The sequence below is a fragment of the Marinobacter profundi genome (assembly GCF_002744715.1).
Taxonomy (GTDB): domain Bacteria; phylum Pseudomonadota; class Gammaproteobacteria; order Pseudomonadales; family Oleiphilaceae; genus Marinobacter; species Marinobacter profundi.
In genome coordinates this window covers 42,214-65,248 of the sequence record NZ_KZ319374.1, presented here as the reverse complement: position 1 = coordinate 65,248, position 23,035 = coordinate 42,214, and the positions used below count along the sequence as shown (strand labels likewise).

Sequence of the window (23,035 nt, the reverse complement as noted above, 5' to 3'; positions counted from 1 at the left end):
CTCAGGCAAAGGTCTTGCCGGCAACCAGTCGCAGCACCATGGGACGGGTGATCAGGTCCATGGCGAGGGACAGCTTGGTACCCGGAATCACCAGGGTATCGTGGCGCGACACCGTGCTGCCGGCAATCATCTGCAGCAGGTAGGGAAAGTCCACATCCGACGGATCACGGAAGCGAATGACAATCAGGCTTTCGTCTTCCGTCGGTACCTCCCGCACCACGAAGGGATTCGAGGTGTCGACCAGCGGAATACGCTGGAAGTTGATATGGGTGTGGGAGAACTGCGGCACGATGTCGTGCACGTAGTCGTCCATCCGGTTGATGATGGTCTTCACCACCGCTTCTTCGGAATATCCCCGCTGGTGGGTATCGCGGCGTATCTTCTGGATCCACTCCAGGTTGACGATGGGCACCACGCCGATCAGCAGATCCACATACTGGGCGATGTTGCAGGTGTCGGACACCACGCCGCCGTGCAGCCCCTCATAGAACATCAGGTCAGTATCGGCAGGGAGCGCGCCCCAGGGAGTGAAGGTGCCTGGCTTGTAACCGGCCTCGGTCAGTGCACGATCCTCGTCATGGACATACTGGCGGTACTGGCCACTGCCGGTGTGGCCGTAGTCGTAGAACAGCGCCTCGAGCTTGTCGATGTGATTGGCCGCCAGGGCAAAGTGGTTGCGCTCGCCAAACTGGCCCTTGGCCGCCAGTCGCGCCATTTGCTCGCGGGTATAACGGTGGAAGCTGTCGCCGCTCACCATGGCGGCATGAATGCCCTCACTGGCAAACATGCGACTGAAAATCTGGCTCGTGGTAGTGGTGCCTGCCCCTGAGGAACCGGTTACCGCAATGATCGGGTGACGCTTCGACATAAGCCTCCGGCTCGGGCCTTCGTGGCGCAGGCCTCAGTTAAGAGAATCCAACAGACGGGGCTTTTCCACCACAAAGCCCTGGGCATAGTCGACGCCCAGTTGCCGCAGCAGGTCAAGCACCTCCCGGGTCTCCACCTGGGAGGCAATCACTTCCCGCTTCATGTAATGGGCCATGTCCACCATTGAACGGACCATAGCCCGGTCCGTGGCACTGGTCGCCAGCTGGCCGGTAAAGGCACCGTCCAGTTTCACCAGGTCCACCGGCAGGCTCCGCATATACTGGTAGGACGTAGGGCCGCTGCCATAATTGCCCAGACAGAAGCGGCAGCCCAGCTCCTTCATCTCGGCGATGAATCCGGCCACCGCCGGCAGATCATTAATCGCCGCAGCCTCGGTGATTTCGAACCACAGCCGTTCAATCGGCGCCTGCTTCTGGCTCAGCTTCTCATAGATAAACTCCAGCAGGGACTGGTCATTGAGCGAGTAACCGGACAGGTTGATACAGACCCCGCCAAGGTGCTCCGGAGCCGGTGCGCGATCCCGCAGCCAGTCGAGCATACGCCCGACCACCCAGCGATCCACCGCCTGCATCCGGTCATAGCGTTCCGCCATCCGGACAAAGTCACTCCCGGTGATCAGGGCACCCGCATCATCGTACATGCTGATCAGCACTTCGTACTGGGCCGACATGGCCGTGCCGGCGTGCAGCGGGATGATCTTCTGGCAACGCAGCAACATCCGCTCTTCGTCCAGATTCCCCAGCGCTGCCACCTTGGCGGCAATCTGCTCCTGGCGGGCGAGCTCTCCGGCCCCCAAGGCATAGCGGGCAATCCGGCCGTGACCCTGTTTCTTGGCCGCCTTCAGGGCATCATCCGCGGCCATCAGCCAGCGCTCGCCGGTGGTCAACGCCGGCAGCGGCGGCGCAAAGCCGGCACTGGCCGACAACCGATAGGTCCGGTTATTGAACACCAGCTCCAGCGCTTCGATGGCGTGGATAATGGCCTGGCTGGCGGTTTCGGCCTGCTCCGCCGGTAGCAGGAAACCGAATTCGTTGCCCACCAGGCGGGCCACCGGCATACCGTCACCAACCAGCTCGCGGAGAATATCCGCCACCTGCCGCAATGCCTCGTCGCCGGCCTGGTAACCGGCGGTATCATTCAGCAAACGGAACTGGCGCAGGTCCAGTCGCACCAGCGACCGTTCATCTTCCCGACGGGTCAACTGCTGTTCCAGCATGCGCTCGAACTCCCGGCGGCCAAGCAAGCCGGTCAGTTCATCGTGGGTCGACGCCCAGGACAGCTGGTCATAAACCTTGCGCACCATCCGGTCAATGCTCTCGTCAACCAGCGGTCGCTCATACTGGTCATCGGCTACGATCAGGCCCTTCTTCATCTGTTCGGCCAAGGCGTCCAGTTCAAGCTCAACCACCCGCATTCCCTGGTGATTGACGAAGACGAAGCGGCTGAAGCCACGGGCAATCCACACCAGGCGGATGTACTGCGGGTCCGCCGGCTTTTCCTGGTCGCGCAGCCAGTCGCCGGTCCGCAGCTGGCGGGCGCGGTTGATCCAGCGGCGCAGACTGCTGCCCGCCCGTTCCGCGGCGCTGTCTGCCTCCGCATCACTTCCGGCCTGGCGGGGAAAGTCGACCATCTCCACGGCACTGCCGGGCTTACGCACCAGGAACTGCTTGAGCTCCTCACGAATCTGGGACGACGGCATATGGTTACTGGAAATCGACGCCAGGCCATCCTGGATAATCCGCAGCAGTTCAGGCAGGTTGATATCGCTGGCCGGGTCCTCCGCAAAGGCCTGCAGCGAGTCAAGTACTGACAGGTAATCCTGCCACAACGGCCCTTGCGGGCCCTGACGGATCCAGGTCAGGGACAACAGGTCCCGCCAGCCTCCATTGAGCAGGCTCAGCAGGGCCCGCGGTACCTGTCGGCCACCCAGCCGCTCGTCAAGCACCGCGGCCACCGCACGCTTGGATTCTGCCACTTTCTGGGCACCCTCGGCGGCACCAGTCACCCGCTCGACATTACGGCGATAGACCAGGTTCTGGCGATCAATCAGCGCATCCAGCTCGCTCACCGTGCTGGCAAACACCCCGGTGTCCTGCTCAAAGTCGGTGGTTATGCGCTGGACCAGTTCGTCAACCCGGCGCTGGACTACCGGATTGATACGCCCGCCCTTGACGCCCAGTTGGGCGAGCCGGTTCATCACTCCCCGCACCGGGCTGTCGTTGTCATCGAAAAATGCCCGGTCCCGCATCACTACCTTGAGCACCGGCACTTCCAGCCGGCGCAACAACGTTCGGGCATGCTCGTTCAGTCGTGGACTTTCCACCACGCTGAGGAAGAAACGGTCGACCACATCCAGGGCATCCTGCTGCTCACGATCGAGGGCTTGCTCGGCAGCCCGGACCCGGCCGACGACTCGCTCCTTGAGGCTGAGATCGTCCTCGGCAAGGGCACCGGCTTCCAGCTGGAGCTGCTGCAGCTGGCGCTGGAGATCGCCGGCCGAAAGCGGCCGCGCACCGGCGGGGAATGCCAGGGGCTCGAGATCACCCCGCTCCAGCCGGCTGGCGGTGAGAGTGCTGAGCAGGTTGCGGACCGTTGCAAACGCCGTCTGGGCGGCCATGGCGTGACCTCGGAAACCGGCAGAGGCGAGCTCGGCAGTCCGGCGCGGGCCGGCCGGTGATACCGGTCCGCCTGCGGCTGGCGGCGCCGATGGGGCCGCCGGGTTATCCCGGGAAGGGGTCCGGTCCGCCGGCACCGGTTGTCGGGCCGCCAGCGGCGTCACCGTGCTCTGGTCACTGAGGTAGCGGGACAGATCGAGGTCCGGCATCACACCATGACGAATCAGGATATTGTTCAGCTCTTCATACAGCGGGCCGAGGTGCTGCAGAACTGTCTGCTCGAAGGTTTTGAGACAGACCTTCTCCACGCCCCGGCTGGCCTTGAGGTGACTCAGCCCGGCATGGAAGGCCTCACAGACCAGGGCCGGGCCCAGCGGATTATGATGACCGGTGGCGTTGGAGACTCCGAGCTTGTCGAGACGCAACTTGAGCAACAGCAGGTCGCCGCGGTACTGGGTGTCAGCCTTGGTGACCATGACCCGCACGGTGAGCCAGTCCTCGAATTCGCCCTTGTCGACCACCGCCAGCTCGGCCCCCGGCATCCCTTTGGGCGCCGGCTTCAGTGGTGACTCCAGGTTCTCTGCCATCTGGTGCCAGATCATCCGCAGACGGGCCTGCAGCTGACCGACAGCATCCATGTAATCATTGGCCTGCTGGTCACTGAGGGCCCCCGCTGCGGCATCCCGCAAGGCACCCGCCATGCGGGCGAAGCAGGAATCCATCAGCGGTTCGAGATGCAGGGTCATGGTTCGGGCACACTGGCGCAGGACATACTGGACCTGCTCGGACGGCGCCTTCAGGGCTGCCCGTTCCTGATGCCGGTCTCCGCCGCACTGGGCCAGCATGGCATCGACCGCTTCGGGATTGGAGCGGATGAACGAGACGCCGATGGCCCCCTCGATCCTGCGGGAAATTCTCACTGCCAACTCGTAGCGCCGGCTACCGTCAGGACTGCGGAAGCGCAACCCCAGCTCATCGGTGTTGCCGGATGCCAGCGCCCGCTGCAGCTTTTTTTCGGTTTCACCCGAGTAGCGCACAAACACGCCTTCGGCGCAGAAATCGGCGATCTGGCAAGGCCACACCTGGTCCGGCCCGAGGACTAGTTGGGCCGCCAGCTTGATCGGTTTGCGGGGGCTCGCGCGACGTTCCCTTGGATCCATGAACTTCCTGATATCTGGCAAAGCTGAGAACCGGCAGGCGTATGGGGTTCCGCCAATCAGCCGGTAACTCTGAAACGGCTGCAGACGCGGCCTGCCACTGTAGAAAACTTGGCTGTAGTATAGCGGTTTAGCACTCAGCCAAATAAAAAAACGTTAAAAACCTGACATGAAACAGCTTAGCCAGATCTGCCTCCTTTTACTACTGATCCTGCCGTCCGGCTGCGCCACGGTAAGCTACTACAGTCAGGCGGCGGGCGGACAGTTATCACTGATGATGGCAGCCCGGCCGGTCGCCGCCGTGCTGGCCGACCCTGCCACCGCCCCCGACCTGCGGGCCAAGCTGCAGCTGGCGATGACCGCCCGCACCTTCGCGGCAACCACCCTGGCGCTGCCGGTGGGCGATACCTTCCTCGACTATAGTGGGTTCGAGCGGCGCTATGTGGTGGTCAACCTGGTGGCGGTCCCGGAGTTTTCCCTGGAGCCGCACCGCTGGTGTTACCCCATTGTCGGCTGCCAGGCCTATCGCGGCTACTTTGATCCCGACGCAGCCCGCGAGGAGCGCCAGCGGTTTGCGGACCAGGGCTACGATACCTTTATCGGTGGTGTCACCGCTTACTCCACCCTGGGTTGGTTTGACGATCCGCTGCACACCGGATTTACCCGCCTTGAAGATGACCGCATGGTTTCCCTGATGTTCCACGAACTGGCCCATCGGGTGGTTTATATCGAACAGGACACGGCGTTCAACGAGAGCTTTGCCACCGCCGTGGAACTGGAGGGCCTGCGCCGGTGGCTGACACAACGGGATGATCCGGGAAGTTTTGAACAGGCGCTGGCGCGGCTCGAACAACGCAACCAGACCCTCGCCCTGGTGGAAGCCACCGCCGCGGACCTCCACCAGCTATACCGCCACCAGGACGAACTCGCGCCAACGGAGCTGCGCACCCGCAAGGCGGCGATCTTTGATGAGCTCAGAGCGGACTATCTCGAACTGGCAGAGAACTGGCAGCAACCGGGCCCCTTCGGCAGCGCGCCGGCAGCGCTGAACAACGCCAACATTGCGCTGTTCCGCCAGTACAACCAGTTCGTACCGGGGTTCCGCCAGCTGCTGCGTGACCACGGTGGCGACTTTGCCGGTTTTTACCGGGCGGTGGCGGAACTGGGCCGCCTTCCGGAGGCCACACGCACTGCCCGGCTCAGGGACCTAGGTCAACGCTTTGACGAACACCTTTGAGTTGCGCTGGGTGTTGTAGGATGCCAGCTTGGGCCCCGGCAGCGACTCCACCGGCGCAAGCTGGAAACCCCGCTCACGGAACCAGTGCTCGGTCTGGGTGGTGAGTACGAACAGCCGTTCGATGCCCTGGCCCCGGGCGAGTTTCTCGACCATCGCCAGGATGTCATCACCGCGGCCCGCCCGGCGGTAGGACGGATTGACAGCAAAGCACGACAACTCACCTGCCTGTTCTTGCGGGTAGTGATAGAGCGCGGCACAGCCCACGATGGTGCCATCCCGCTCCGCCACCACAAAGCGGTCGATCTCGGTTTCCAGCAGCTCCCGTGACCGGCGCACCAGAATGCCCTGTTCTTCCAGTGGCTGGATCAGTTCAACGATCCCGCCGATATCCTCGACCCGGGCCTGGCGAATCTGCTCGTAGTGGTCGCCACTGACCAGCGTACCGGAACCATCCCGGGTGAACAGTTCCTCCAGCAAGGCGCCGTCGGTGTTGTAACTGATGATGTGGGCCCGCCGTACGCCTTTGACACAGGCATCACACGCTGCCCGCAACAAGTCCGCATCGTGCCCGCTGACCTGATTGGCCGCCAGCCGTTCCGATGCCTGGCGCACGGTAAGCTCGCGAATCAGCCCGTCCTGTTCGTCCAGCACACCCTGGTGACCGGTAAAGATAATCAGTTTTTCCGCCTGCAGCGCTGCCGCCACCTGGCTGCCCACATCTTCATAGGACAGGTTGAAGGCATCTCCGGTCGGCGAATAACCCAGCGGGGGTAGCAGGACGATATGGCCGAGCTCAAGCAACTTCTCAATGCCGGTGACATCCACCCGCCGCACCCGCCCGGTATAACCGAAATCCACCCCGTCAAGCACGCCCACCGGCCGGGCAGCCACATAATTCCCGCTGCTGACGCGGATGCGAGCGTTGTGCATGGGTGAGTTCACCAGCCCCATGGACAGCTGGCTTTCGAGGTAGGAACGCAGCCCGCCAATCGCCTCCAGCACCAGCGGTAACTGGTGCTCACGGGTAACCCGTAAACCGCGGTGAAACGAGGAGGACTGCCCTGCACTGTCCAGTCGGGCCTGAATCTGGGGGCGAGCCCCGAATGCCACAACCAGCCGCACACCGAGACTGCTGAGCAGGGTGATGTCGTGGATGATGTTGATCAGGTTGTCGCCGGCAATGGCATCGCCACCGATCGTCAGCACCACCGTGCGGCCACGGTGGGCATTGATGTACGGAGACGAGTGACGGAAGCTGTGCACCCAGTCGTTGGATTTCAATGTTTTCTCCTAACCGCCCCGGGCCAGCCCCGGGGACACCTTACAAACAGAACTGCCGGATCAGGCCCTGCAGGATCCGCACTGCCGGCTCCAGTTGTGACAACGCCAGGAACTCGTCGGGCTGGTGGGCCTGGTCAATCGACCCCGGTCCCAGCACCAGTGTCTCCATGCCCAACTGCTGTAACCAGGGCGCCTCGGTGGCAAATGCGACCGCCTGTGCACTATGTCCGGTCAGGGTTTCGCAGGCCCGCACCAGCTGGGCGTCGGCCGGCGTTTCGAACGGCGGCACCCCCTCAAACAGCGGTTCGAACGTCAGCTTCAGCTGCCGCGACTCGGCGAGCGGCTGCATCCGGTTGAGAATCGCCTGCCGCAACTCGTCCATGCGCATACCGGGCAGGGGCCGCAGATCAAAGTGCAGTTCGCAGCGGGCGCAGATCCGGTTCGGGTTGTCGCCCCCGTGGATACAGCCGAGGTTCAGGGTCGGGACCTGAACCCGGAAATTCGGATTGCGATACTTTTCCTGCCAGCCCGCCCGCAACGCCAGTAACTCGCCCATCGCCTCGTGCATGCCCTCCAGGGCATTGCGCCCCAGCGCCGGGTCGGAGGAGTGGCCGGATTGCCCCTCAAACACCAGCCGCTCCATCATGATGCCCTTGTGCATTCGCACCGGCCGCAGGTCCGTTGGCTCACCGATGACCGCATAGCGGGCCTTCGGCCGGCCGGCTTCCACCAGGGCCCGGGCGCCGTTCATCGAGCTTTCCTCATCCGCGGTGGCCAGGATAATCAACGGCTGCCTGAGCGGCTGGCCGGCAAACGCCCGCGCGGCCTCGATCGCCAGCGGGAAAAAGCCCTTCATGTCGCAGGTCCCGAGGCCGTACCAGCGGTCATCCCGCTCGGTGAGGGTAAACGGATCACTTTGCCAGCGCTTGTCATCGAAGGGCACGGTATCGGTGTGGCCGGACAACACCAGCCCCCCCGGGCCGGCACCCAGGGTCGCAATCAGGTTAAACTTGCCCGGCATGCCCGGCACCGCGAGCACTTCGGTGCGAAAGCCCAGGGGCTGCAGCCATTCCGCCAGGGTGCGCACCACCGCCTCGTTACTGTGATCCCACTCGGGCGAGGCACTGCTGATGGAGGGCAGGGCAACCAGCCGTGCCAGCATGTCGCGTATGCCGGGAACCTGTGCTCCGGCGGGCACCTTTGTATCAGCCATACAGGCTCCTGAAGGCGTTGTCCGTGTCATTGCCTGGCGCGACCGCGGCGCCAGACCTCGAAGCGGGTGACGGCCCGGACCGCCATCGGATAGACCACTTCGCCACCATCCAGCATTCGGGCCACTTCCAGTCTACTCTCTTCCACCCCCAACAGGCGCCCTTCCACCACACGCCCGCTGGCGAGGGTTACCCTGACGGTCTGACCGCGCCACTCGGCCGCGGTTTCCACCGGGGTATCCCGCCAGCCAGCCAGCGCGGCACCAGGGCCGTCCGGAACGACCGGCTCCAGGGCCTGCCGGGGGACGGCGGGTAATTCCGGCTCGGTCGCCATCAGGTAAACGTCGGGGACCACCGCACCGTTGTAGCTCACCACCAGGCCCTGCGGGTCGGGCTGGCCCTGGCGCTCGATCTTCTGCACCGGAATTCCGTAGACCGGCTGTGCAGGCTGCAACTGCAGGGTCAGTTCGCCACCCTCAGTGAGCCATTGCCGGTACAGCGCCAGTAACTGACCGCTGGCATCGTAGCCGCGGGCATTCAGACCATCCCGGAAGCGCTCCATCACGATACTGGTCCAGGCACTGGCATCGAGGCCGGATTCACGGGCACAGTAGGCGGCAATTCGTCGCATCAGGCCGCCGTCCCGCACAGTCAGGGTCAGCGGCGTCGCCGAACTGGCCGGCACCGCAGCGGGTTCGGCCAGTGACAACCGTGCCCCTGGCCAGTCCACCTCGATACTCCCGGTGCCGGCGGTACTGACCTCAAAGTACAGGCGCTGATCCTCCTGGCGTAGCAGGGCTTCTCCGGTCAGCTCGTCGATTCCGAGCCGCACCAGGTCACCACTGCCCAGTTGCTGGCGATGGTCAGGACCACAGACCGGCGCAAACAGACTGGCCTGGCTGACCTCGCCGGCAGTGACCCAGTTACGGAACATGGTGGCCTCCAGCGGCAGCCGGATACCAACCGCCGTCAGCGACCAGCGCAACGGCAGCTCACGGGGATCGGTCAACAGCGCCAGCAAGTGCTGCGGACCGCCCGCATCCAGCACCAGCTTACCGAGGGTAACCGGCTGGGTCAGGCGAAAATCCTGGTAGCTGGCATCCGCCAGGCTCAACTCCCCGCTCACTCCGGAACCGATCTGGCCGCGCGCCAGCACGCCGTGCGGTGACAACGCGATCCTGGCCTCGGCCAGGCGCTGGTCTGCCAGCCACCATACGGCACCGCTGTAACCGCCCCAGGCCATTACGGCGAGGACGATCAGCACCGTCAGCAGCCTTTTCATCGCATCTCCCCCACCTATGCCGTCGCCGACACCTGCCCGGAACCGTGATCAGTTCCGTGAAATCAGCGTGCCGACACCCTCGTCCGTAAAGATTTCCAGCAGGGTGGCATGGGCAACCCGACCGTCGATGATGTGGGAGGTGCGCACCCCGTGTTCGACCGCACTCAGGGCGCAGCGAATCTTCGGCAGCATGCCCCCGTGGATAGTGCCGTCGGCGATCAGGTCATTGACCTGGGTGGCCGTCAGCCCGGTCAGTACCTGGCCTTCCTTGCTCTTGAGGCCGGATACGTTGGTCAGCAGGATCAGCTTCTCCGCCTTGACCGCTTCCGCCACCTTGCCGGCAACCAGGTCGGCATTGATGTTGTAGGAAGCGCCGTCGGGGCCGACGCCGATCGGGGCGATAACCGGAATCACGTTGCTGCGGGTCAGCATGTCGATCACCTCGACATTCACGCTTTCCACTTCGCCCACATGGCCAATGTCGATGATCTCCGGCCGCGTCAGCTCGTCGGACTTGCTCACCACTTCCAGTTTGCGGGCGCGGATCAGATTTGCATCCTTGCCCGTCAACCCGATGGCGGTGCCACCCTGCTGATTGATCAGCGACACAATCTGCTTGTTGACCTGGCCGCCGAGCACCATTTCCACCACGTCCATGGTCTGGCTGTCGGTGACGCGCATACCGTTGACAAAGTGGGACTTGATGTTGAGGCGATCAAGCAGCTCTCCGATCTGCGGCCCGCCGCCGTGCACCACGATGGGGTTGAGACCCACCAGTTTCATCAATACCACGTCACGGGCGAAGCTGCTCTTGAGCTCCTCGTTCTCCATGGCATTACCACCGTACTTGATAACGACGGTCTTGCCGGTAAACCGTTGGATATAGGGCAGCCCCTTGCTGAGGACTGCTGCCACCTGCATGGCCGTTTCACGATCCAGTGCCATTCCTTAAACCCTATTAGCCAGTGTTACAAAGACAGCGCCCGCCGGTCAGCCCGGCCCAACGCCTCAGAAATCTGCGATTACATCAGGCGCAATCCGGTGCAACTGCTCCCGGAACACGCCTTTGATCCGCTCCAGTGCCTGCTCGGTTTCCGCTTCAAAGCGCAGTACCAGCACCGGCGTGGTGTTCGAGGCGCGACACAGCCCCCAGCCGTCCGGGTAATCCACCCGCACGCCATCAATGGTACTGAGGCTGCCTTCACCGAAGCTGCCGTCCCGGCTCAGCCGCTCGACAATATCGAACTTGCTGGCTTCGGTGACGGCAACGTTGAGCTCCGGCGTGCTGATATCTTCCGGAAAATCCTCGAACACCTCATCACTGCTGCGCTCTTCCACACCGAGGATTTCCAGCAGCCGCGCCGCCGAGTAGAGACCGTCGTCAAAACCGTACCAGCGCTCGGCAAAGAAAATATGGCCACTCATCTCCCCCGCCAGCAAGGCACCGGTTTCCTTCATTTTGGCCTTCATCAGGGAGTGACCGGTTTTCCACATAATCGGACGGCCACCCGCCTCGTTGATCACGGCGGCGAGGCGCCGGCTGCACTTGACGTCGTAGAGCACATCAGCTCCCGGATTCCTGGATACCACGTCACGGGCAAACAGCATCATCAGCCGGTCCGGCCAGATGATCTTGCCACTGCGGGTCACCACCCCGAGCCGGTCTCCGTCGCCATCAAAGGCCAGACCGATATCGGCATTCTCCGCACGCACCCGCGCGATAAGATCGGCCAGGTTTTCCGGCTTGCCCGGGTCCGGGTGATGGTTGGGGAAATCACCGTCCACCTCACAGTACAGCGGGATTACGTCGCAACCCAATTCCTCCACCAGGATCGGCGCCAGCTCGCCGGCAATACCATTGCCGGCATCCAGCACCACCTTCAGCGGAGCAGCAACGGCAATATCCCCGACAATCCGGTCAAGGTAGTCGCGACGGACGTCCCGGTCCGAACTGCTACCCTGGCCGGCGACAAAGTTTCCGGCCTGGATGCGCTGGTACAGCTGCTGGATGGCGTCACCGGAAAGAGTCTCTCCGCCCAGCATCATCTTCAGGCCGTTGTAGTTGGCCGGATTATGGCTGCCGGTCACCATCACGCCGGAACCGGTTTCCAGCTGATGGGTGGCAAAGTAAAGGACCGGCGTGGGCACCGCTCCCACCCGAATAACGTCGCAACCGGTGCTCATAATGCCCCGTGCCAGCGCGTTGGCGAGCTCCGGGCTGGAATGACGACCGTCATAGCCGACACACAGGGTATCGAGTCCGCGGTCCACCGCCTCGCTGCCCAGGGCGCGGCCAATCAGCTGCACCACTTCCGCAGTCAGGCTCTCGCCAACGATTCCGCGGATGTCATAAGCCCGGAAGATCTCCTGCGGCACTTCCGGCGCTGCGGCCGGCGGCAGGTCCCAGGCCGAGGCCGCCGCCGGCGAACGCTCCGCAGTGGCCTCGCCGCCGAAACCCAGGACATCCTCGTCACCATCCAGCATGTCCATGTCGAGCATGTCCCGATCCTGGAACATCGGCTCCTCGGCCGGAGCTGCCACCTCGTCCGCGGGCGCCGGCTCGCCACTGTCGCCGGGAGCAACGGCACGGGCCGGGCCGGCACCCCGGGCCAGACGTTTATCCACCAACTGGGACAACCGCTGGAGGACTTCCCCCAGCGTGGCAAACATATCCCAACGCAAGTCCGGCAGCCTGGTGCGCTCGCCGCTGAAGGTCTTGTGCGACCACTGGATCAGCTCCGCCAGGTCCGTTCGCAGGCCTCGCCGGGCGCTACCGAGCAGCATCCAGACCAGCGCCGCGGCCACGATGGCTGGCACCAGCGCCAGCACCAGCGCGAGGCCCGGGCTGATCGCCGCAGACAGCTCGAACGCCGGGGTGTAACGCAGGGACCAACCCGCCATTGGCAACCTGCGCTCCATCGCACTGCCATTTGCGCTGCCACGACTGGCCACCACACTGGCGTTTCCTGATACGGTCTGCACCAACTCCAGCCGACCACCGAGGCGACTGTCCACCGGCTGCAGCACCGGCATGAGGGCGGCAGCCTCGAACAGCACCAACAGGGTACCGGCAACCGGGCCCTGGCCGTCGCCCGCCAGCGGCGCAGCAAACTGGATCAGCCACTGGCCGTTGCGGGGGAAGGCATCAGGACGCAGGGGGCCGCCGGATTCGGCCTGCCGGGCAAGGTCCAGGCTGGCAAATCCGGCCGTCGAGGCTTCCTCGACACTGCGCGGAATTGCGCCGACCGGGAACAGGTGCGCCTCCCGCACGCCCGGCAGGAACCCCGCCAGTTGCGGTTCCGGCTCAAGGTCGGCGGCAACCGTGGTCAGCAGCTCCCGTACATGGGGCTGGGTCGCCACGCCGGATACCACCTGCTGCATCAGGTCCAGCTGCTGACTGACCCGGCGTACGGCGTGGTCGAGCTCAAGCGCGGCGCGTTCCGCGGCCTGCTGTTCCGTGGCGGGCACCACTGCGAAGAACCACAACAAAACCGTTGCCACAACGCCCGCAACTCCCACGACCGCAGCCTGAACCAGCGCCACGGCAGAAAGCCCCCTGTGTCTGGAGCCGGCCGGTGCAGGGCGATTGTTGTTTTGCGTCAGTTGCTTGTCCGGCTGGTCGGGCGCTGCGTCACCCCCGGCCTTCTTTCTACCCAGCTTCATAGTCCTTCCTGCACTGCTGTTCGCCCGTCAAGGCAATGAATCTTCGGGAAAAGTATAGACGCCCACCGGCCCGTCTGCGCATGGGGCCAAAGTCGCAGTCTCAATGGGTTCCGGTGGACCCGAATCCGCCTTCACCACGATCACTGGTATCAAAGGAATCCACCACCTCGAATGCGGCCTGCACCACCGGAACCAGCACCAGCTGGGCAATACGCTCACCGATCTCGATCGTGAACGGTGTATCACCGCGGTTCCAGCACGACACCATCAGCTCGCCCTGGTAGTCCGAGTCGATCAGCCCAACCAGGTTACCCAGCACAATACCGTGCTTGTGACCCAGTCCGCTACGGGGCAGGATCATCGCTGCCAGCGACGCATCCGCGATGTGAATGGAGAGGCCGGTTTTCAGCAACCGGGTCTCGCCCGGATGCAGGGTCAGCGGCTCATCGAGGCAAGCCCGCAGGTCGAGCCCGGCCGACCCGGCGGTGGCATACTCGGGAAACGGAATACTGTCACCGATCCGCGCGTCAAGAATGCGAACCTGGAAAGTCGGTCGGGTCATGGTTGGTCCTTGTTTGATTGGGTGGCCGGCGCTGCACCGTCCCGGCCCTGACTGGAACGCTCGGCAATGAGCTGCACCAGGTCCGCCGCCAGCACCTGCTTGGCGGCGGGACCGAGTGATCGCTGCCCTCCGGGCCAGAATACGGTGACCGCATTGTTGTCACTGTTGAAGCCGATACCTGGCTGCGACACATCGTTGGCAATGATCATGGCAAGTTTCTTGCGCACCATCTTGTCCGTGGCGTAGCGGGCAACCTCGGTGGTTTCCGCGGCAAAGCCGACGCAATACGGCGCATCCTCGCGGGCGGCCACGGTGGCCAGGGTATCCGGGTTGCGCACCAGCGCCAGTGTCATATCGTCGGCGGATTTCTTGATCTTCTGTTCAGCCACCGCACCGGGGCGGTAATCCGCCACCGCTGCCGCGGCAATAAAAATGTCACAGCCCTCATCCACCGCGCGGCCCGCGGCAGCCAGCATGTCTTCCGCCGTGGTGACCGGCCGCACTTCCACGCCAGCCGGTGCCGCAAGACTGACCGGCCCGCTGATCAGGACCACCCTGGCCCCCGCCGCCCGGGCTGCGGCCGCCAGGGCATAGCCCATCTTGCCGGAACTGTGATTGGTGATGTATCGCACCGGGTCAATGGGCTCACGGGTCGGCCCCGCGGTAATCACCACCCGCTTGCCCGTCAGCACACCGTCGCCGCCGCCATTCACCAGATCCGCCAGCACTTGCGGCTCCAGCATCCGCCCGGGACCGGTGTCGCCGCAGGCCTGCTCCCCCTGATCCGGCCCCCACAGGGTAACCTGGGGATCCTCCGCCAGCAGGCGGACGTTGCGCTGGGTCCGGGTATTCCGCCACATTGCCTGATTCATCGCCGGAGCCACCGCTATCGGTGCTTCTGTGGCGCAGCACAGGGTCGTCAGCAGGTCATCCGCCAGGCCATTGGCCAGACGGGCGATAAAGTCGGCGGAGGCGGGTGCGATCACCACCTGGTCGGCCCACTTCGCCAGCTCGATGTGACCCATGCCGGACTCCGCCTCCGGATCCAGCAGCGAGGTCCGGACCGGTTCTCCGCTGAGTGCCTGAAACGTGAGCGGCGTCACAAAGGCTTCGGCGCCACGGGTCAGCACCACGCGAACGGCATGGCCGGACTTTTTCAGCAGGCGGACCAGTTCCGCACTCTTATAGGCCGCAATACCGCCGGTAACCCCAAGCAGGATGCGTTTCTGTGCCATACGCGCTCCGTTAATATCACCCAAAAATAAATGCTTATATGCAGGCTGCATAAGATAGCACGGAGCAGCGCTGTCGGCAGCCTCGCGCCATGGTAGACTTTCCGCCGGCACAGGATCGTGCCGGCCCGCTCCGGGCCCCGGAAAAACCACTGAACGAAAGGACGCACCTCATGCAGCTTTCCTCCTGGCCGGTTGACGAACGGCCCCGCGAGCGCCTGCTCAGCCATGGCGCCGCCAGCCTGTCCGATGCCGAATTACTGGCCATCTTCCTGCGCACCGGAACCTCCGGCATGCCGGTTCTTGAACTTTCCCGTCACCTGATCGACAGTTTCGGCAGCCTGCGCGGCCTGATGACTGCCTCCCGCCGCAGTTTCTGCGACGTCAGGGGGCTGGGCACCGCCAAATACGCCCAGGTACAGGCCGCCATGGAAATGGCGCGGCGGGTGATGGACGAACCCCTGAAACAGGGCGATCCGTTGCGCTCCCCGGAGGATACCCGCCGCTACCTGTGCAGCAGGCTGGGAACCTACCCCCACGAAGTCTTCGCCGGCCTGTTTCTCGACAACCGGCACCGGGTGATTCGCTACCTGGAACTGTTTCGCGGGACTATCGACGGTGCTGCGGTGTATCCCAGGGAGGTAGTCCGGCAAGCTTTGGAGTATAATGCTGCCGCCGTGATCTTTGCCCACAACCATCCGTCGGGGGTGGCAGAGCCCAGCCAGGCAGATATTTCCCTCACGCGCCGGCTGAAAGAAGCCCTGTCCCTGGTGGATATCAGGGTTCTTGACCATATGGTTGTCGGTCATGGCGAGGTAATATCCCTGGCTGAACGGGGGCTGATGTAAAAAACTGGCCAAATTCCCAACAATTTTTTGCGTTGGGGGGTCAGTTCTGGTATAAAAGCGTCCCTTTCTGGCGGCGTCTGGCGAGCAGCGTGTAAGTTGACAGCGCAATCAGCGACCAGAGACGCAACTAAATGAACAGAATCTGTATTTTCAGGACCAACGCTCAGGTCGGAGGCAATTATGTCCAGAGTTTGTCAGGTCACCGGTAAGCGACCGGTAACCGGTAACAACGTATCCCACGCGATGAACCACACCCGTCGCCGTTTTCTGCCTAACCTGCAGAACCACCGCTTCTGGGTTGAATCAGAGAAGCGTTTCGTGAAGCTGCGCGTATCCACCAAGGGCATGCGCATCATCGACAAAAAAGGCATTGACGCTGTGCTGGCCGAAGTTCGCGCCCGCGGCGAGAAAGTATAAGGAGCCGCATCATGCGCGAGAAGATCAAGCTGGTTTCATCAGCAGGCACAGGTCACTTCTACACGACCAAGAAGAACAAGCGTAACACCCCGGAAAAAATCGAACTGAAAAAGTACGATCCGGTTGTTCGCAAGCACGTTGCTTACAAGGAAGCCAAGATCAAGTAATTCTTGATCTGGCAGCCACAAAAAAACCCGGCACTGCCGGGTTTTTTTGTGGCTGCAATCCGCATGTCCCGGCCGCCCCGGGCAACCAGAACGCTCGCGGTCACTCAGAATGTTTCGAGGTAACCTTCCGGCAATGCGATGTCCATGGCAATCGGCAGGTGATCCGACATCGGATAACTGACGACCTCCGACTTGCGGATCTCCAGGGTAGGACTGACCAGAATATGATCCAGGTCGCGCTCCGGACGCCAGCTCGGAAAACTGTGCCCGGTCTCGGGGAGAGGCACCAGGCCACTGTCCCGCAGTGGCGTGCGGGTCAGCAGCTCCTCAGCATGATTGTTCATATCCCCCATCAGCACCACGTGCCGGTATTCCGCGATCAACTCACGGATAAAGCCCAGCTGGCGCTGTTGCGCCGCCTTGCTCAGGGACAGATGCATCAACACCAGCACCAGTGGATCAGCCTCCGAACCGTAACGGGCCACAATGGCGCCTCGGCCGGGAATCAGCGCCGGCAGTCGGTGCTCGGTGACGTCCAGCGGGCGGTATCGACTGAGCAGCCCGTTACTGTGCTGGGCAAACTGCCCCAGATTGCGATTCAGCTGCTGGTACCAGTAGGGAATCCCGGCAGCCTCAGCTAGGTACTGGACCTGGTTGATGTAGCCGCTACGCAGGCTGCCACCATCACACTCCTGCAGCGCCACCACATCATAGTTGCGCAGCAGGCCGGCAATACGGTCGAGGTTCGCAATGCGATGACGATACGGCAGTACGTGCTGCCAGCTCTTGGTGACGTAATGCCGGTAGGAGGTGGTATTGATGCCCACCTGGATATTGAAGGTCAGCAACCGGATGTGACGATGCGGCTCGAACTCGGGCACGTGATCGACCCCTGAGCAGGCCCCCCGGCGGCCTGCCTGCGGACTGAGTATTCCGGTTAGCTGGTTGCGTAGTCGTTTATACATGATCGGGGGTCCGCCGGTGGGACACCGCGGGCAAGCCTTGGCACACCCGCATCCAGAGTTATCTTGCTGCGCGCTCCTGCTCGATCAGATAATCGACCACCTGGAGCATCTCTTCATGACCTCCGGCCGTGGTAGCACTGACCTTGTATTTACCATTTACCAGCATAGTCGGAACTCCGGTGATACGCGCACCGCGAATTTTCGACTGCGCCTGCTGGAAACGGGCATTCACGCCAAAATTCTTGTACAGCTCGACAAACTTGTCGCCATCCACACCATAGGCGGCGACAAATTCTGCCAGCGCTTCCGGCGTATTGAGGTTGCGGCGCTCACCGGCCAGGGCATCGAACAGTGCGTCATGCACCAGGTCCAGCTTACCCATGGCTTCGAGGGTATAAAAGGCACGGGCATGGGGCTCCCAGCCGCGCCCCAGGGCTGCCGGCAGCAGGACAAAATCAACATCGTCCGCCACATCCTTTTCCCAGGCTTCTACCAGGGGCTTGAAGGTGTAGCAATGGGGGCAGCCGTACCAGAACACCTCGGCAACCTCGATCTTGTCACCGCTGCCGGTGCGGACCGGGTCACTGAGGGTCTCGTAATGCTCACCCTCCACCCAGGTCGCCGCCATGGACTGGAGCGGAAGCCACAATGCCGCCAGGGCAAATACAGCAGTTGTCAGAATTCTCGTCATTCTTGCTCTCCGTTTGCGGGGTTCTTTGGTCTTCAGCAACGGCTCTCCATCACCGGTCCGGTATGACCCCCGATGGCGCGTAAAGTTCGCTTTCCCAAACAAAAACAGCCGCTTTCGATTATGGCGCAAGCGGCAGACCGGGCGCCAGCGGGTACCGGTTACGGCCGCGTAACAAAAAACCCCGCCAGGCGGGGTTTTTTCAAACTATCCGGTCCGCGCGGAACGGATCAGTGCAGGCCGGAAACGTAACTGGCGACCGCTTCGATCTCGGCGTCCGTCAGCTTGGCCGCAACATCCATCATGATCTGGGCGTTGGCACCACCGGCACGACTGCCATCACGATAGGCCTGCAACTGCTTGGCCACGTACTCGGCATTCTGGCCACTCAGACGCGGATAGCCGCCTGGCTCGTTACCCTTGCCCTGGGGGTTGTGACAACCGGCACAGGCAGGCACACCGGAAGCCATGTTGCCACCACGGTACAGGGCCTGACCACGCTCAACCAGATCCGGGTTGGCCTGGTTGACGCCCACTTCCTGGTTATCAAAATACGCCGCCAGGTCACGCAGGTCCTGGTCGGACATGTTGTCCAGCAGGCCGGTCATTTCCGGAATGGCACGGTCGCCCGCCTTGATGTCCACCAGTTGACGGTAAAGGTAAACCTCTCCCATGTCAGCCAGCTTCGGGTACACCGCCATTACCGGCTTGGTACCACCCTGGCCATGACAGCCGGCACAAACGGCCGCATTCTTTTCGCCTGCTTCAGGATCTCCTGCCCCGTGCGCCAAAGCCGTGAGGCTCACACCGAGAACAACTCCTGCGATCAGTTTTTTCATGCTCGCTCCGCTTCTCTCATCCAAAGACATTATTCGTTATGCAGCCGGCAGGCACTGGCCGAATGGGGCACAAACCGGGGCTGTGAGCAGCAACGTTCAGCGCGCTGCCCGGAATTGGTGTAGCATTATACATTAATCCCTGATAACTGAAATCCAATAGGAAACCCTTCATCCGTGTCGGCTGATCTGGCTCAAAAAAACCTGTCTTTTAACAGCGCCCGCTTCATGGTGAGCGCCTCACGCCTGGACGAGTGCCCGCCGGATTACGGCGCCGAAGTCGCCTTTGCCGGTCGCTCCAACGCCGGCAAGTCCAGTGCCATCAACACCATTACCGCCAATGGCAAGCTGGCTCGCACCAGCAAGACGCCGGGGCGTACCCGACTGATCAACTTCTTTTCCCTCAACCGGGAGAACTGCCGCCTGGTCGACCTGCCGGGCTATGGCTATGCCAAGGTGTCCCGCGACATGAAGGACGACTGGCAACAGCATCTCGGGCACTACCTCAACGACCGGCGCTGCCTGCGGGGCCTGGTGCTGGTGATGGACATCCGTCACCCGCTGACCGACTTTGACCGGATGATGGTGGAGTGGTGCCAGCACAACAACCTGCCGCTGATGATCCTTGCTACCAAATCCGACAAGCTCAAGTTCGGCCAGGCGAAGACTGCAATGCAGGATATTGGTCGCCGCCTGAAAGAGTTCAGCTGCGTGCATCACCTGATCATGTTTTCCGCGACCAGCAAGCAGGGGGTGGATGAATGCCGCGCAGCATTGACGGCATGGCTGGAAGCGCCGGAAGATGCCGCAGAGGCGACCCTTTAAGCAAAAAAAACCGGTCTGCCATAAGACAGACCGGTGAAACGTCAGGGTTTGCGACGTGCTAAAACCTGAGAACTCACTCAGGATGACGCAGAGAATGTCCGAATCCTCAAACGTCGATATTAAGACTGGGACGGATAGAAAAAGTTCCGCAACCCTGATTATTTTTTAAACAATCCTCAACTGCGCTCATCCACAGACGGCAGTTCGGGCCGGTAGCGCTCACGAATGGCCATAACCGCGTCACGATACTGCGGTGTCAGGTAAGGCAACTCGAGGGTCAGCACCTGGTAGATGCCCTGCTTCAGCTCCGCCAGGGTGAGGCTGGTGGACAGCTCGGTGGCATGGGCAGTTTTCAGGAACGCCATCCAGTTGGTGATCACCAGCCACACATTCAGTGACATCGCCCCTCGCAACTCCGCCGGCTGCGGCTGGATCACACCGCCGGCCGCAAGCCCTTCGAAGATCCGGTCGATGGCCGCCAGGCAGCGATTGGTGAAGTCGCGATAGTCCCTGCGCAGGCGCTCGTCGCTGTCGAGCAGAAACTCCAGGTCCCGGTGAAAGAACCGGTAGCTCCACAACCCGTCAAACACCGACTCCAGGTAGAACGTCATATCCTCGACCGTCAGCTGCCGGTCGTCCGGTATCTGCAGGTAGTAATCCACCAGCTTTTCATACTCCAGGAAAATCTCGTAGATGATGTCGGACTTGTTGCGGAAGTGGTAATAGAGGTTGCCCGGCGAAATCGCCAGGTGGGCCGCAATATGGTTGGTGGTGACGTTGCGCTCGCCCCGCTCATTGAACAGCTCAAGGCTCGACAACAGGATCTTGTCTCTGGTTTTCATAGGCTCGCTGTCGTTTGTAATTGCTCCGGAAATACGCTGGCCGCGGCTGAATGACAGGTGGCCCGATCTGCCAGCCGGGTTCGCTTGACTCCCTAGAGTATATACTCTAATAATACCTCCAAGCGCAAACTGCACAGTTTTTAGCCAGAGGAAATCACCATGGGTGCCACCGTTGTCCAGCTCACCGACAGCAAGAAACAGATTCAGCATACCCACCGGGTGTTCAAGGACCAGAACCGGGCCTTTCGCAACAACCCGATGCCCTCGCTGACCGAGCGCCAGGAAAACCTCAAGCGCCTCAAGCGGGCACTGCTCAACTATCAGGAGCGGCTGGTGGAGGCCATGGACCGGGATTTCAGCTGCCGCTCCAGGGACGAATCGCGCATTGCCGAGGTCATGCCATCGGTGCAGGGCATCAACTACGCCCTGAAACACCTCGACGAGTGGATGAAGCCCTCGAAACGGCATGTCTCCGTGCTGTTCCGCCCGGCCAGCAACAAGGTCTACTATCAGCCGAAGGGCGTGGTGGGGGTAATTGTGCCCTGGAACTATCCGCTTTACCTGGCCATCGGCCCGCTGGTTGCCTCAATGGCCGCCGGTAACCGCACGATGATCAAGATGTCTGAGTACACGCCCCATACCTCCGCGCTGTTCAAGGAAATGATCGAAGGCAGTTTCCCGGAGGACCTGGTGTCGGTGATTACCGGTGAGGCAGAGGTCGCCGCCGACTTTTCCGGGCTCGCATTCAACCATCTGCTGTTCACCGGCTCCACCTCGGTGGGCAAGCTGGTCATGCGGGCAGCAGCGGAGAATCTGACCCCGGTCACCCTGGAGCTCGGTGGCAAGTCACCGGCCATCGTGTCGTCGGACGTTCCGCTGGCCGATGCCGCCCAACGGCTGGCCTTCGGCAAGGCGTTCAATGCCGGCCAGACCTGTGTTGCCCCGGACTATGTACTGTGCCCGGCCGATCGGGTTCAGGGCTTCGTGGACGAGTTCCGCACCCAGTTCTCGTCGATGTACCCCAGCCTGCGGGACAACGACGACTACACCGCCATCATCAACGAACGCCAGTACCAGCGCCTGCAGGGTTATCTGGACGATGCCCGGGCCAAGGGCGCCGAGCTGATCGAAATCAATCCGGCCAGGGAGAACCTGAAGGACGGCACCCGCAAGATTCCGCTGACCCTGGTGCTCAAGGCCACCGAAGACATGAAGCTCATGCAGGACGAAATCTTCGGACCGATACTGCCCATTGTCAGTTACAGCAGCCTGGACGAGGCCATCCACTACATCAATGACCGCCCGCGCCCACTGGCCCTGTACTTTTTCGGCTACGACAAGGCCATGCAGCAGCACGTCGTGGACAACACCCTGTCGGGCGGCATGTGCATTAACGACGCGCTGATGCACGTCGCCCAGGACGACCTGCCCTTTGGCGGTATCGGGGACTCCGGCATGGGCCACTACCATGGCCGCGAAGGCTTCCATACCTTCTCCCATCACCGTGCCATCTTTACCAAGCAGCGCTTCAACAGTGGCAAGTACGTCTACGCGCCCCACGGCACCGCCATGCACAAGATGGTCTACCGGATGTTCATTCGCTGACCCCGGCAGGGGGCGCGGCCAGCTCACCGCCGCGTCCCCTGCCAACCCTGAATTCCAACAATAAAGAGAACTCCCATGGCTGAACTTCCTGCCCGGTCGGACCGACTGTCCACCATGGACCGCCGCAGCTTTTTGCGTACCGGGGTCGGCGGCACGCTGTTCCTCGGTACCGTCGGCATAACCGCAAACCTGTCCGGTTGTGCCGGCAAACCCGCCGGCCGTTACGAAGCGGCAACCGGTATCAGCAGTGACTACCGGTTTGGCTTCCTGACCCACGACGACATCCTGCTGTTCGGGGCCTTGCTACCCGCCATTATCGGGCCGGGCCTGCCACAACAGGCCGCAGATCGCCAGCAGGCCATCCTCGGCACCATTGAGCGCATCGACGCCGGTATCCTCCAGTTCGGTCCGGCCAACCAGAAGGAACTGCGCCGGCTGTTTGACCTGCTCAATTTCGGGCTGACCCGGGTTACCGTGGCCCGGGTGTGGCCGGACTGGGCCAGTGTCAGTCCGGCGCAGGCCGGCGCATTTCTGGATCGCTGGCGCAGCAGCCGCATCGGGCTGCTCAACAACGGCTACATCGCCCTTACCAAACTCAGCAACGTGGCGTTCTATGGCCATCCGGCACAATGGCATCTGTCCGGATATCCCGGCCCGCCCGCCTGGGCAACCCAAGCCCTGCCACAATTCCAGAATGCCAGCTGACGCTGTCCG

At 62.4% G+C, this 23,035-nt stretch carries 20 protein-coding genes; 7 read left to right on the top strand and 13 right to left on the bottom strand.

What is annotated here, in order from left to right:
* Position 1: 1 nt before the first annotated feature.
* Entirely contained in the window at positions 2 to 868 is an 867-nt protein-coding gene (locus CLH61_RS14490; RefSeq protein WP_099615477.1) for a phosphoribulokinase, read from the bottom strand.
* 33 nt (positions 869 to 901) lie between these two features.
* Positions 902 to 4,663, bottom strand: a complete 3,762-nt coding sequence (locus CLH61_RS14485) for a DUF1631 family protein (RefSeq protein WP_099615476.1) — start codon at positions 4,661 to 4,663, stop codon at positions 902 to 904.
* A 166-nt stretch (positions 4,664 to 4,829) separates the two neighbouring features.
* Between CLH61_RS14485 and CLH61_RS14480 the strand changes: the two genes are divergently transcribed.
* Positions 4,830 to 5,897 carry an aminopeptidase gene (locus tag CLH61_RS14480; RefSeq protein ID WP_099615475.1) on the top strand — a complete coding sequence of 356 codons (1,068 nt, stop codon included), beginning with the start codon at positions 4,830 to 4,832 and terminating at the stop codon, positions 5,895 to 5,897.
* Here CLH61_RS14480 and argA read toward each other — a convergent pair.
* The 7 genes from argA to coaBC all read right to left on the bottom strand — a co-directional run bounded on the left by argA (position 5,868) and on the right by coaBC (position 15,131).
* A complete protein-coding gene (gene argA, locus CLH61_RS14475; protein WP_099615474.1) occupies positions 5,868 to 7,178 on the bottom strand; it encodes an amino-acid N-acetyltransferase in 1,311 nt (436 codons plus the stop codon). The two genes, CLH61_RS14480 and argA, sit on opposite strands and share 30 nt — an antisense overlap.
* Before the next feature lie 40 nt (positions 7,179 to 7,218).
* The gene (gene argE / locus CLH61_RS14470; RefSeq protein ID WP_099615473.1) at positions 7,219 to 8,391 is read right to left on the bottom strand and encodes an acetylornithine deacetylase; all 1,173 of its coding nucleotides are present in this window, start codon (positions 8,389 to 8,391) and stop codon (positions 7,219 to 7,221) included.
* 26 nt (positions 8,392 to 8,417) lie between these two features.
* Positions 8,418 to 9,671: an acetylornithine deacetylase gene (locus CLH61_RS14465; protein WP_099615472.1), complete on the bottom strand. Its 1,254-nt coding sequence runs from the start codon at positions 9,669 to 9,671 to the stop codon at positions 8,418 to 8,420.
* A 48-nt stretch (positions 9,672 to 9,719) separates the two neighbouring features.
* Positions 9,720 to 10,616: an acetylglutamate kinase gene (argB, locus tag CLH61_RS14460; protein WP_099615471.1), complete on the bottom strand. Its 897-nt coding sequence runs from the start codon at positions 10,614 to 10,616 to the stop codon at positions 9,720 to 9,722.
* A 63-nt stretch (positions 10,617 to 10,679) separates the two neighbouring features.
* Positions 10,680 to 13,334, bottom strand: coding sequence for a phosphomannomutase/phosphoglucomutase (locus CLH61_RS18660; protein ID WP_099615470.1), 2,655 nt, complete (start codon positions 13,332 to 13,334; stop codon positions 10,680 to 10,682).
* 100 nt (positions 13,335 to 13,434) lie between these two features.
* Positions 13,435 to 13,896, bottom strand: a complete 462-nt coding sequence (dut, locus tag CLH61_RS14450; RefSeq protein WP_099615469.1) for a dUTP diphosphatase — start codon at positions 13,894 to 13,896, stop codon at positions 13,435 to 13,437.
* A complete protein-coding gene (coaBC, locus tag CLH61_RS14445) occupies positions 13,893 to 15,131 on the bottom strand; it encodes a bifunctional phosphopantothenoylcysteine decarboxylase/phosphopantothenate--cysteine ligase CoaBC (protein ID WP_099615468.1) in 1,239 nt (412 codons plus the stop codon). Before coaBC ends, dut begins: the two co-directional genes overlap by 4 nt.
* Positions 15,132 to 15,301: 170 nt before the next feature.
* Here coaBC and radC point away from each other — a divergent pair, with 170 nt between their 5' ends.
* From radC to rpmG, 3 genes are all read left to right on the top strand, one after another.
* Entirely contained in the window at positions 15,302 to 15,976 is a 675-nt protein-coding gene (gene radC, locus CLH61_RS14440) for a RadC family protein (protein ID WP_099615622.1), read from the top strand.
* Between the two features lie 180 nt (positions 15,977 to 16,156).
* Positions 16,157 to 16,393, top strand: coding sequence for a 50S ribosomal protein L28 (rpmB, locus tag CLH61_RS14435; RefSeq protein ID WP_099615467.1), 237 nt, complete (start codon positions 16,157 to 16,159; stop codon positions 16,391 to 16,393).
* Positions 16,394 to 16,404: 11 nt separating this feature from the next.
* Positions 16,405 to 16,560 carry a 50S ribosomal protein L33 gene (gene rpmG, locus CLH61_RS14430; RefSeq protein ID WP_099615466.1) on the top strand — a complete coding sequence of 52 codons (156 nt, stop codon included), beginning with the start codon at positions 16,405 to 16,407 and terminating at the stop codon, positions 16,558 to 16,560.
* A 104-nt stretch (positions 16,561 to 16,664) separates the two neighbouring features.
* Here rpmG and CLH61_RS14425 read toward each other — a convergent pair whose 3' ends face one another.
* The 3 genes from CLH61_RS14425 to CLH61_RS14415 all read right to left on the bottom strand — a co-directional run bounded on the left by CLH61_RS14425 (position 16,665) and on the right by CLH61_RS14415 (position 19,052).
* A complete protein-coding gene (locus CLH61_RS14425; protein WP_099615465.1) occupies positions 16,665 to 17,525 on the bottom strand; it encodes an endonuclease/exonuclease/phosphatase family protein in 861 nt (286 codons plus the stop codon).
* Positions 17,526 to 17,583: 58 nt separating this feature from the next.
* Positions 17,584 to 18,216, bottom strand: a complete 633-nt coding sequence (locus CLH61_RS14420) for a thiol:disulfide interchange protein DsbA/DsbL (RefSeq protein ID WP_099615464.1) — start codon at positions 18,214 to 18,216, stop codon at positions 17,584 to 17,586.
* A gap of 227 nt (positions 18,217 to 18,443) precedes the next feature.
* Positions 18,444 to 19,052 (bottom strand): c-type cytochrome, encoded by a 609-nt coding sequence (locus tag CLH61_RS14415; RefSeq protein ID WP_099615463.1) that lies wholly within the window; start codon positions 19,050 to 19,052, stop codon positions 18,444 to 18,446.
* Positions 19,053 to 19,226: 174 nt separating this feature from the next.
* On the opposite strand from CLH61_RS14415, the gene yihA reads away from it, so the two are divergent.
* Positions 19,227 to 19,874 carry a ribosome biogenesis GTP-binding protein YihA/YsxC gene (gene yihA / locus CLH61_RS14410; RefSeq protein WP_099615462.1) on the top strand — a complete coding sequence of 216 codons (648 nt, stop codon included), beginning with the start codon at positions 19,227 to 19,229 and terminating at the stop codon, positions 19,872 to 19,874.
* 176 nt (positions 19,875 to 20,050) lie between these two features.
* Here yihA and CLH61_RS14405 read toward each other — a convergent pair whose 3' ends face one another.
* Positions 20,051 to 20,716: a TetR/AcrR family transcriptional regulator gene (locus CLH61_RS14405; protein WP_099615461.1), complete on the bottom strand. Its 666-nt coding sequence runs from the start codon at positions 20,714 to 20,716 to the stop codon at positions 20,051 to 20,053.
* Positions 20,717 to 20,875: 159 nt separating this feature from the next.
* Here CLH61_RS14405 and CLH61_RS14400 point away from each other — a divergent pair, with 159 nt between their 5' ends.
* On the top strand, positions 20,876 to 22,321 hold the full coding sequence (locus CLH61_RS14400; RefSeq protein WP_099615460.1) for a coniferyl aldehyde dehydrogenase: 1,446 nt from the start codon (positions 20,876 to 20,878) through the stop codon (positions 22,319 to 22,321).
* Between the two features lie 75 nt (positions 22,322 to 22,396).
* Positions 22,397 to 23,026: a hypothetical protein gene (locus CLH61_RS14395; protein WP_099615459.1), complete on the top strand. Its 630-nt coding sequence runs from the start codon at positions 22,397 to 22,399 to the stop codon at positions 23,024 to 23,026.
* The last annotated feature ends 9 nt before the right edge of the window (positions 23,027 to 23,035 follow it).

Bases quoted from the DNA above. Each gene is read 5' to 3' on its own strand.
- CLH61_RS14420 (WP_099615464.1), bottom strand. From the start codon at position 18,216: ATGACGAGAATTCTGACAACTGCTGTATTTGCCCTGGCGGCATTGTGG.
- rpmB (WP_099615467.1), top strand. From the start codon at position 16,157: ATGTCCAGAGTTTGTCAGGTCACCGGTAAGCGACCGGTAACCGGTAAC.
- CLH61_RS14415 (WP_099615463.1), bottom strand. From the start codon at position 19,052: ATGAAAAAACTGATCGCAGGAGTTGTTCTCGGTGTGAGCCTCACGGCT.
- dut (WP_099615469.1), bottom strand. From the start codon at position 13,896: ATGACCCGACCGACTTTCCAGGTTCGCATTCTTGACGCGCGGATCGGT.
- CLH61_RS18660 (WP_099615470.1), bottom strand. From the start codon at position 13,334: ATGAAGCTGGGTAGAAAGAAGGCCGGGGGTGACGCAGCGCCCGACCAG.
- radC (WP_099615622.1), top strand. From the start codon at position 15,302: ATGCAGCTTTCCTCCTGGCCGGTTGACGAACGGCCCCGCGAGCGCCTG.
- argE (WP_099615473.1), bottom strand. From the start codon at position 8,391: ATGGCTGATACAAAGGTGCCCGCCGGAGCACAGGTTCCCGGCATACGC.
- CLH61_RS14480 (WP_099615475.1), top strand. From the start codon at position 4,830: ATGAAACAGCTTAGCCAGATCTGCCTCCTTTTACTACTGATCCTGCCG.
- CLH61_RS14400 (WP_099615460.1), top strand. From the start codon at position 20,876: ATGGGTGCCACCGTTGTCCAGCTCACCGACAGCAAGAAACAGATTCAG.
- CLH61_RS14405 (WP_099615461.1), bottom strand. From the start codon at position 20,716: ATGAAAACCAGAGACAAGATCCTGTTGTCGAGCCTTGAGCTGTTCAAT.
- CLH61_RS14395 (WP_099615459.1), top strand. From the start codon at position 22,397: ATGGCTGAACTTCCTGCCCGGTCGGACCGACTGTCCACCATGGACCGC.
- CLH61_RS14425 (WP_099615465.1), bottom strand. From the start codon at position 17,525: ATGTATAAACGACTACGCAACCAGCTAACCGGAATACTCAGTCCGCAG.
- CLH61_RS14490 (WP_099615477.1), bottom strand. From the start codon at position 868: ATGTCGAAGCGTCACCCGATCATTGCGGTAACCGGTTCCTCAGGGGCA.
- CLH61_RS14485 (WP_099615476.1), bottom strand. From the start codon at position 4,663: ATGGATCCAAGGGAACGTCGCGCGAGCCCCCGCAAACCGATCAAGCTG.
- coaBC (WP_099615468.1), bottom strand. From the start codon at position 15,131: ATGGCACAGAAACGCATCCTGCTTGGGGTTACCGGCGGTATTGCGGCC.
- CLH61_RS14465 (WP_099615472.1), bottom strand. From the start codon at position 9,671: ATGAAAAGGCTGCTGACGGTGCTGATCGTCCTCGCCGTAATGGCCTGG.
- argB (WP_099615471.1), bottom strand. From the start codon at position 10,616: ATGGCACTGGATCGTGAAACGGCCATGCAGGTGGCAGCAGTCCTCAGC.
- rpmG (WP_099615466.1), top strand. From the start codon at position 16,405: ATGCGCGAGAAGATCAAGCTGGTTTCATCAGCAGGCACAGGTCACTTC.